The organism is Chamaesiphon sp. OTE_75_metabat_556 (genome assembly GCF_031378165.1).
GTDB lineage: Bacteria > Cyanobacteriota > Cyanobacteriia > Cyanobacteriales > Chamaesiphonaceae > Chamaesiphon.
In genome coordinates this window covers 1-9,619 of record NZ_JANNDR010000426.1, presented here as the reverse complement: position 1 = coordinate 9,619, position 9,619 = coordinate 1, and the positions used below count along the sequence as shown (strand labels likewise).

8 protein-coding genes are annotated in these 9,619 nt (G+C 45.3%); 5 read left to right on the top strand and 3 right to left on the bottom strand.

The features are described 5' to 3' along the window. Both RMO27_RS17305 and ychF read right to left on the bottom strand, forming a co-directional pair. A partial coding sequence (locus RMO27_RS17305; RefSeq protein ID WP_309734778.1) for a hypothetical protein occupies nt 1–578 on the bottom strand: 578 nt, incomplete at its 3' end. 213 nt (nt 579–791) lie between these two features. After that, a complete protein-coding gene (ychF, locus tag RMO27_RS17300) occupies nt 792–1,880 on the bottom strand; it encodes a redox-regulated ATPase YchF (protein ID WP_309734776.1) in 1,089 nt (362 codons plus the stop codon). A 170-nt stretch (nt 1,881–2,050) separates the two neighbouring features. On the opposite strand from ychF, the gene RMO27_RS17295 reads away from it, so the two are divergent. Together RMO27_RS17295 and RMO27_RS17290 are read left to right on the top strand one after the other, a co-directional pair. Further along, the gene (locus RMO27_RS17295; RefSeq protein WP_309734774.1) at nt 2,051–2,260 is read left to right on the top strand and encodes a hypothetical protein; all 210 of its coding nucleotides are present in this window, start codon (nt 2,051–2,053) and stop codon (nt 2,258–2,260) included. A 275-nt stretch (nt 2,261–2,535) separates the two neighbouring features. Next, the gene (locus tag RMO27_RS17290; protein ID WP_309734773.1) at nt 2,536–3,399 is read left to right on the top strand and encodes an MnmC family methyltransferase; all 864 of its coding nucleotides are present in this window, start codon (nt 2,536–2,538) and stop codon (nt 3,397–3,399) included. A gap of 32 nt (nt 3,400–3,431) precedes the next feature. Here the strand turns inward: RMO27_RS17290 and RMO27_RS17285 are convergent, their stop codons facing one another. Further along, a complete protein-coding gene (locus RMO27_RS17285; RefSeq protein WP_309734772.1) occupies nt 3,432–4,895 on the bottom strand; it encodes a sugar transferase in 1,464 nt (487 codons plus the stop codon). Nucleotides 4,896–5,749: 854 nt separating this feature from the next. Here RMO27_RS17285 and RMO27_RS17280 point away from each other — a divergent pair. From RMO27_RS17280 to RMO27_RS17270, 3 genes are all read left to right on the top strand, one after another. After that, nucleotides 5,750–6,037: a hypothetical protein gene (locus RMO27_RS17280; RefSeq protein WP_309734770.1), complete on the top strand. Its 288-nt coding sequence runs from the start codon at nt 5,750–5,752 to the stop codon at nt 6,035–6,037. 251 nt (nt 6,038–6,288) lie between these two features. Then, the gene (locus tag RMO27_RS17275; protein WP_396133744.1) at nt 6,289–8,118 is read left to right on the top strand and encodes an ABC transporter ATP-binding protein; all 1,830 of its coding nucleotides are present in this window, start codon (nt 6,289–6,291) and stop codon (nt 8,116–8,118) included. A 62-nt stretch (nt 8,119–8,180) separates the two neighbouring features. After that, the coding region (locus RMO27_RS17270; RefSeq protein ID WP_396133743.1) for a GMC family oxidoreductase at nt 8,181–9,619 on the top strand (1,439 nt) is incomplete at its 3' end.

Sequence of the window (9,619 nt, the reverse complement as noted above, 5' to 3'; positions counted from 1 at the left end):
AGATAGATGCTCATCGTCAAAGCGATCGAGCCAATTACCCAACACCAAACTTTAGTAAGTTCGTAGCGCGGGCGCGATAGTTCTTTTTCTAATGCACGAACTAATATGTGTTCCTCTCCAGCTAGTTCTCGGACTCGATCGAGTAGTTCAGAAGAATTATAATAGTGGGAAGCAATTTGAACACTTCTACCATCTGCTGCCTTAATAGATAAATATCTAGTTCCAAATAAATTATATTGTTTTAGCAAGGTAATTTCTTGCCACTCTATACACTTACGACGAAGCATGAGATCGACAGCCGAGATATTTTCTGAAGTCGTTACAATATCAGATTCTTTGACTAGAAACCATATTGCGAGAAGCTCTACTGCCAATAACCCTAATAAAAAGCCAATGAATGTTAGAATAGCCTCACTGATAGATTTAAAGCTAATAACAGCAAATATTCCAAAAATAAAAGCACCTAAAACAGTAACTGCTAGAGCATAAGAAAGATTGGGAAGAAGTAATAGCTTGAATCGATACTCGATCGAATCTTGTTGAGGCTTTTCTGGAGAGATTATTTTTTTGCGCCGCATCAGAGGATCGATCGAGAGATTACCCCGTTAGTATGCCCAGAATGCATTCTAAAGATGTCAATTGTGTTGAAACCGACTGTTGATGAGATTTCAAGACATCAAGGTAGATTCTGTCATCGAAATTTGGGGTAGGGGCAATTCATGAATTGCCCCTACCCCAGATTTCGATGGTAATTCGTGCCGCAAGTCAGCAATGCCTCACACAGACATGAGCTAAGAGTGGAGGAACTCCATAATGTCTCCTTCTTGGACTAAATATTCCTTCCCTTCACTGCGCAGTACGCCCTTATCCTTGGCAGCTTGCATCGAGCCAGTTGCAACCATATCGGCATAGGAAATCGTTTTTGCCCGAATGAAACCCTTCTCGAAGTCAGAGTGAATCACACCTGCTGCTTGAGGTGCGAACATCCCCGCTTTAATCGTCCAGGCGCGGGTTTCTTTCGGCCCGGTGGTAAAGTAGGTGCGAAGTCCGAGCAGGTGGTAAGTAGCGCGAATCAGGGACTTCAAACCGCCTTCAGTCACGCCTAATGATTCGAGGAATTCGGCTTTTTCCTCGGCTGGTAGTTCCAGCAGTTCGGCTTCTACTTGCGCGGAAACGATCGTTACCTGTGCGTCTTCCTTGGCTGCAAATGCTCGCACCTGTTCGACGAAAGCATTTCCCGTCGCTAAGTCTTCTTCCGATACATTCGCCGCATAAATCATCGGCTTGCGGGTGAGCAAACCCAAACCTTTGATACTTTCGCTCTCTTCATCGCTAAGTTCGACTTGGCGAGCTGGTTTCCCTGCGTTTAAATCGACTAGCAGTTTCTCTAAAGCTACGACTTCGATTTGCGCTTCCTTACTCGTTCTGGCTGTCTTGCGCGCCCGATCGATCCGTTTCTCGATTTGGTCGATGTCGGCTAAAATCAGTTCGAGATTGATGACTTCAATATCCTGCTGGGGATCGACAACGCCAGACACATGGATGATGTCATCATCTTCAAAGCAGCGGACGACTTGGACGAGGGTATCGACTTCGCGAATATGAGAGAGAAATTTACTGCCCAAACCTTCGCCCTGACTAGCTCCTTTAACTAATCCGGCGATATCGACGAATTCTACCCGCGTGGGGACGATGCTCTCGGAATTAACCATGTTGGCGAGGACTTGCAGCCGTTCGTCGGGAACGGAGACGCTACCCACATTCGGCTCAATCGTGCAAAATGGATAGTTAGCAGCCTCAGCTTTGGCATTGGCAACTAGGGCATTAAATAATGTCGATTTGCCCACATTCGGTAGTCCAACGATTCCAGCTCTTAGCATTTTAGTCTCAAGTGATGACAACTTCCACGACTCGATTATACGCGATCGCTGGTCACAGGGGGAGAGGAGAAGATGGGGGGACTGGGAGTGTAAAAAATAGATGATCGATCGTCAAGCACTGATGAATCTGGAGAAAATGTCGGGATTATCACTGCTGCTCAAAAAGATTAATGAGTACAGTATCGATTGCCTACGGCACGCTCCGCGAACGATTGGTGCGGTTGCAAGTTCAGGGTGGCGGTTTTCGAGTTAATGATGCCAACTTTCCCGCATCATATCAGGCTTTGAGCGAAGCAGCGGAAATTTTGGATGTCAGTCCCGTTCCCAAATTATATTTACATCGCGGCACGGGACATATTGCTTCATACGCGACTCGATAGTTCGATCCTGACAGCTTGAGCAATCTCGACAGAGTTACCAAAATTGTCAGCTTTATGAACTACCAGAGTCCTTGGGGCGTGATGCGAGCAGCAGAGTTGCTCGCATGGGTAGATTCGGGATCGTACACCCAGTGGCTGGAATTTTCGATCTAGACGATCGTCGGTCACTCCGGTAGCGATCGCCAGATAGATTTAGGATAATAGATGACAGGCATTTGTAGAGTCAGCCAAAAGATGCCAAATGCTTCGATCTTCGCTTTCATACCACCCTTTTTATGTCCCAGCAGTTTCAACCTTGCATCACCGACGATGGTTCTTATACCTTTTTCTCGGAGCAGTTTGGGCAGACTTTTCATAGTAAATTTGGGGCGAAGGAAGAGTCTATTTTTAAATATGCTATTCCAACTCTATTAGCCGAGAAAGCCAGTCGCGGTCATTTGCGGATCTTAGATATTTGTTATGGACTGGGATACAATAGTGCCGCTGCCCTGGCGACGATTTGGCGATCGCATCCTGACTGTACAGTGGAAATTATCGCCCTAGAACTCGATCGATCCGTACCAATTTCGGCAATCGAACATCATTTATTAAATGATTGGGAAGAGCCAATTCCGCAATTATTAACTCGATTAGTAAATGCAGAAGTAGTTGAGAGCGAACGATTAAAAGCACAATTAATTCTGGGCGATGCGCGTCAAACGATCGGGCAAGTAATCGCACGAAAATTTACAGCCGATGCGATTTTTCTCGATCCGTTTTCGCCAACTGCTTGTCCGCAACTATGGACCATCGAATTTATCGATCGAGTGGCTAAATGTTGTGCTGCCGATGGGATAATTGCCACATATTCATGTGCTGCTGCCATACGTACTGCTTTGATTGCAGCGGGATTATGCGTCGGTGATACTAGTCCTGTTGGCAGAAAGTCACCTGGCACGATTGCGAGTTTTACCTCATCACAATTGACACCATTATCACCACAAGAACTCGAACATTTACAAACCCGTGCGGCCATTCCCTATCGCGATCCTAGTTGGTCGGATTCGATGGCCAAAATTATCATTCGTCGCGAACTGGAACAAGATGAATGTGGATTAGAAACTACATCACAATGGAAGAAGCGATGGCGCAATCGATAAGTACCGATCGCACAATCGATAAGTACCGATCGCTAATAAGATCCTTCTCGCAATAAAACCACCTTAATTGTTTCGAGTAATATTTTCAAATCTAGTGCTAACGACCAGTGGAGAATATAAATCATATCCCAGTAGAAAATTTCCTCGGAATCAGTACTCGCACGGCCTTTGACTTGCCACAGTCCGGTAACACCAGGTAAAACTTCGTAGCGTAAAAATCTGTCACGGGCAAATTGTTCGCTATTTTGGATTGACAATTCATAATCTCGAACGGCCAGCGGACGTGGCCCAACTAGACTCATTTGTCCTTGCAAAACATTGATCAATTGGGGTAATTCATCTAGGCTATATTTTCGCAAAAATCTACCGACTTTGGTAATTCGAGGATCTGCTTTGATTTTAAATAAGACACCACCTTTAACTTCATTTTGAGCTTCTAGCTCCTTTTGGAGTTCGCTAGCATTTTCTACCATCGTTCGGAACTTCCAAACTTTAAAACGATGGCCTTTTAAACCAACCCGATCCTGTTTGTAGAAAATCGAGCCACGGGATGTTTTTTTGATGACGATGGCGATCGCGAGCAATAATGGCGATAGCACAATTAGCAGTAGAGACGAGGCGATCGTATCGAATAACCGTTTGAGCCAAAAACTAATCCCAAAGATTGGCAAGGATTTAAACCGCACAGTGGGAACCTCTTCAATCATCTTGGTTTCAGCAGATCGCTGCGGTAATTGGAGATCTGTCGGTACCATCCGCAGATGCACACCAGCAGCTTTGAGATTCCAGAAGAAAATGATTTGATTGTCGATCGGTTGCTGAGAGCAGATAAAAACCTCGCTGACTTTGCGCGATCGAATCCGAGTAACAATCGGTTCTAATTGGGTCTGGATATCCCAAACAGATAAATCGATCGTACTATCAACTCGAAATTGTTGAGAGCGATCGAGCAAATTCCGCACTTTTTCGATATCTGCCGGGTATCCCATCAGCACGATTGCTTGTTGGAAAATGGGGTAATGCTTGCGCAGTTGGATATTCAGGATGTCGAATAAAAATCTTGCCAAGCCGATAAATGTAAAGTTAAGCAGCCAAGCAATGATAAATACTAGGCGCGATACCCACCAGACTCCAGGTTGGTTGAAAAAAGCCGCAATCAAAATGACAACTTGTGCCAGCGTCAGGGCTTTGAATAATTTGGCAAATCGATGTAACTTATCATCAGTCCCATAAAATCCCGAAGCAGCCAGCGTGCCGATCGTAATTGCCAGAATCGGGGCAATCGGATGCACAGTATACGAGCCGGAGGTCACGATTCCGATTCGATCGGCGATCGTCCATGATGCACATAGCATTAAGGTATCTAAGATGAGCAAGACGATCGAGCGAAGAACCACAAGTGGCGTTCGCCACCGCATCGATAGATTCATGGCTCTGATATCCTCTGTTTGCCATGAACTGCCTGTCGTAGGGTTGGTTTTTTTGAGATCGGTCATACGATCACTCCGAAAGTTAGATTGAATAAGCTTGAAGACAACCAGCCAAAAGTTGTACTCACAAGATCACGACCGACAAGCCGCACTTGATTTTTTGTAACATGCCCTGTTTATCATCGCGAAAAACTAGAAACAATGTCAATAATCATTTGGCTGAATCTATAAATAAACAATCGATTGATTGGCACTGAAAAATTGCTAGGTAGCAGTACAAGTTATAAGGACGTGTCCGTGCAATGGTTTTGATAACAAAATTGTAGTTAGCTTGCATCTTTAAAATACCCAGGAAAAATATTTTACAAATAAAATAGTATATTTTGATACAGTCTCAACAGTCACGTGTATTTCTGGCCAGTTGCGACTTCCAGCATTTTGTGGCAGCTAGAAGATTTTAGCAAAATAGCATTCACCAAGTTCAAAACATTCGATCTGTCGAAACGAAAGTGTTTTATGTTTGAGTTGCTTTTTGAATTTACGTATTTTAGCTTATTGCTGACCTGTGATTATGTCTGTTAATATAAATACACAGGCAAACTGTAACATACTGCGTAACTTATCGTTAATAGTTAGCAATATTCTTACTTGTTGGCCGAAATTACTATATAACTTATTTGTTGATTTCCGGAGTGGGCTTCGACGGTCTTTTGCGATCTCAGTCTCTCCAGCGTAATCTTCCCATTTTGTTTTTTACTTAACTGATACGGGAGATCGAAGTGCGGAAAAGGTGTGCCCAAAATCGAAAGCGTACGAAGCGACGATCAATCTATTGTCCGATTCATGGATGTTACATAGACAGTACTAGTAAAAAATACCCATTATTTGCCGATCAAGCCGAGCAACTGCAACAACGAGGAATGCCGCGTCCAAATGCCTTACGATTGTTGTCAGTACGGATGGCAGTTCCGATTGAAGGGGAATGGATCGAGGCATTTTGGTGTGAGGAGTGCCAGCAAGCCAAGTGGTATCACGTCAGCAAGGGTGAAAACCGGACTTTTCAAGTAAAGATCGCGCCACGAGACCTCTGGCAGTACGCTAGCGGAGCCGTAGATCCTAACGGCAATCCCTCTGTTGGTGAGTTTACACGCAGAAACTCAAGAATGTTAGGTTGCAATATCACTAAGGATTTTCAGTTTATAGTGTAACTCACTGCAGTATGTATTGCTATCTTTAGCGATCAGCTCAGCATAGAGTCTTACATAAATATTACCAAAACACATCAGGACAAATTCTCAGTCGCTGTGTGGAGTGCGATAATTAGTTGTGACTTCAATCTACCATTTGATAGTGACAAACTATACATAAACCGATACACTTAAAATCCGGTATGTCAGAATTGAATATCTTTCCGAGCAAGGACGCTCGGAGAAAAACTTTAGAAGGGAGATACTAGCAAATGATAAAATATCTCTCAAAATTTTTGTTTGTGATATCAGCCAAGAAAATCGAGCTAGTATCACTCATATTCCTGTTTGTGATTATTTCTCTATTAGATGCAATTGGGATCGGTTTGATTGGCCCATTTATTGGTTTAGCTGTCAAGCCAGAAACAATCCAAAACAATGCCTGGCTTGCCGATGCTTATCGATACTTGGGGGCGAAAGACATCAAGCAATTTATTGCGTTATTAGGGCTATTCGTGGTTGTCCTATTTTGCTTTAAATCATTTCTGTATTATCAAATTCAGCACTATGTACTTAGGTTTTGCTATACGCAACAAATCTGGCTCCGCCGGAGGCTGCTACGTACTTACCTGTCACTTCCTTATACATTTTATTTAAAGACTAATTCTGCACATATAATTCAAACTATCGGTGAAGAATCAGCAAAGTTTACATATTCAATTGCCGTACCACTATTGAACTCAATTGCCAACGTATTTGTTTTAATAGTGATTCTACTGTTGATGATGAAAACAGATTTACTGGCAACAGTAAGTATTCTGGGTTTGCTTTTAATGACAATTTTACCATTTCATTATTTTAGACACAACGTTGCTCGTTGGGGGCAAGAAGCACTAGAGGCAAACACTGAAACAATCCGAGTTGTCAATCATGCTATCGGTGGTTTGAAAGTGACTAAGTTAATTGGCTGCGAAAGTTATTTTGAAAATCAGCTTGCTGCCCAAGCTACTAAATATGCTAGAGCCGCAAGTCTATTTCATTCCTTTCAGCAACTACCACGGATTATTATTGAAGCGCTGCTAATAACATTTGTAGTGGGTTTTGTTTCCATATCACTGATCCTGGTCGAACGTTCTGATAGCCTAGTTTCAGTTTTAGGTATTTTTGCGATCGCCTCAGTGCGAATCCTCCCATCAGCAAGTCAACTCTTGACTTGTATGGGAGTGCTCCGCAATAATTCACCAACCCTGGATCGCCTCTATCTCGATTTGAAGGAATTGGAAAAACCATCAGCCGTGAAAAATTTAGTCATGTCTGATGATCGAAATCCACCGATTTCAGCGCGAAACCCTGCCGCGAGTGGGAGATTAACCCAAACAAAACCTCAATCCTTAGAGCGTAAAATTACAATCGATCGCATTAACTATTGCTACCCTCAAGCCGAGCGGCATTCTCTGACTGAAGCTAGCCTGACAATTCGCAAGGGTGAATCGATTGCTTTAATTGGTAAGTCTGGAGCCGGAAAAACAACTCTAGTAGACGTTTTCTTGGGATTATTAATCCCGCAATCGGGAGATATTCAGGTAGACGGGGTATCAATCTACAAAGATCTGCGAGCTTGGCAAAATTTAATTGGCTACATTCCCCAATCGGTGTTTCTCATGGATGATACGCTCGATCGAAATATTGCTTTTGGGGTAGCAGATAGTCAAATAGATCGTCAAAAATTAGCCAGCGCGATCCAACTAGCACAACTTTCCGATCTGGTATCAGAATTACCAGATGGTGGGGATACTTTTGTGGGCGAAAACGGCGTGCGACTCTCTGGCGGACAGCGGCAGCGGATTGGTATTGCCCGAGCACTTTACCATGATCGCGAAATTTTAGTGTTAGACGAGGCAACTTCCGCTTTGGATAATGAAACAGAAAGTTTGATTAGCGAAGCATTACGCGAAATAGGCAACACCAAAACGACGATTACGATCGCCCATCGGTTAACAACTGTCGCGCATTGCGATCGGATCTATGAAATGAGCAATGGCCAAATTGTCCGCTCTGGCAGTTATCAAGAAATTGTTATGGCTGGAAAAGATCGTGGCTAGCAATCGGGACTTCAAATTAGACTTGAGACTCGTAATAACTAATACACTAGCTACAGTGACCTATGCTAATTGATGCCCGTTCGCTCCCTGCTGATGAAGTTATTGAAACGCAAGTTTGTATTATTGGGGCTGGACCCGCTGGGATTACTCTAGCCCGCGAATTTGCCGATCGAGATTTTCAGGTGTGCTTGCTCGATAGTGGCGGGTTTGAATTCGATCCAGAGGTGCAATCGCTCAGCGATGGCGATGTCATCGGCGATCCTTATCCAGAGATCGGCACCACTCGTCATCGGCAATTTGGCGGTACTTCCCATGCTTGGGAAGGCCAAAATGGTTACAAAGAATATGGATTTAGGTGTCTGCCCCTCGATGAAATTGACTTTGAACGGCGCGATTGGGTGCCCTATAGCGGTTGGCCATTTACCAAAGCCGAGCTAGAGCCATTTTACGAGCGGGCACAACAGGTCTGCCAAATTGGCCCCTATGCCTATCGAGTAGAGGATTGGGCAGACGATCGCGCCCAGGGACTGCCGTTTAGTAGCGATCGCCTCACCACCTCGATGAGTCAGTACGCCGGTCGATACCCGTTTACCCAGGAGTATCCCGCCCAGCTCAAACAAGTGCCGAATCTGACCATCCTCCTCTACGCTACCGCGATCGAGTTGGAGAGCGATGACGCCCACACCACCGCGACCCGCATCCAGATAGCTGTATCCCCACAACAGCGGATCTGGTTAGCTGCCAAAATATTTATTGTCGCCACTGGCGGGATGGAAAATGCCCGGCTGCTGTTGGCTTCCAATCGCCAACAGCCAGCAGGAATCGGCAACCAGCACGATCTAGTGGGTCGATTTTTTATGGATCGACCGATTCTTAGTGGTACCCTGCTGCCCGATCGACCCGAACTCTTGGAGCAGACGGCTCTATATGACATTTACCGCACTAAGGGGGTGCCAGTGATGGCACGGGTGCATCTGAGTGAGGATCTGATGCGCCAGAAACACTTGTTAAATAATGGTGCCCAGCTCTTCCCGCGACCGCTGCCACACGAGCGGGAGGCGACCCTAGCCTTGCGGACAGCGGTCGCGGCGGTGCGCGCAGGGAAGCCCATTCCAGATGGATGGCAGCTCGTGAAGACAGCCCTGCGCGGTAGCGATTACATTCTGGTGGCCGGGTTTTGGGCGGCAATCAGGCAACTCCCTCCCCTGCGGCGGGGGGATTGGTCGTATCTGCCCTATGAAAAGCGGCGATTCTCCCAGTTTGAAGTCTTCTCCCAGATCGAACAAGCTCCCGATCCCAGTAATCGGGTGATGTTGAGTGCCAAGCGCGATCGCTTAGGACAGCCACAAGTAGAGCTGCACTGGCGGTTGAACCCCATCGATATCGACAGCGCGCTCCGCGTGCAAGCGATTTGGGCGGAGGAGTTCGATAAATCGGGCTTGGGGGAATTGCAATTCGGTAGATCGCCAGCGGAGTGGCAAGTAGAAAAACCAGCCATGCA

Excerpts from the sequence above, each read along its gene's own strand:
- ychF (WP_309734776.1), bottom strand. The coding sequence starts at position 1,880 with ATGCTAAGAGCTGGAATCGTTGGACTACCGAATGTGGGCAAATCGACA.
- RMO27_RS17295 (WP_309734774.1), top strand. The coding sequence starts at position 2,051 with ATGAGTACAGTATCGATTGCCTACGGCACGCTCCGCGAACGATTGGTG.
- RMO27_RS17290 (WP_309734773.1), top strand. The coding sequence starts at position 2,536 with ATGTCCCAGCAGTTTCAACCTTGCATCACCGACGATGGTTCTTATACC.
- RMO27_RS17285 (WP_309734772.1), bottom strand. The coding sequence starts at position 4,895 with ATGACCGATCTCAAAAAAACCAACCCTACGACAGGCAGTTCATGGCAA.
- RMO27_RS17280 (WP_309734770.1), top strand. The coding sequence starts at position 5,750 with ATGCCGCGTCCAAATGCCTTACGATTGTTGTCAGTACGGATGGCAGTT.
- RMO27_RS17275 (WP_396133744.1), top strand. The coding sequence starts at position 6,289 with ATGATAAAATATCTCTCAAAATTTTTGTTTGTGATATCAGCCAAGAAA.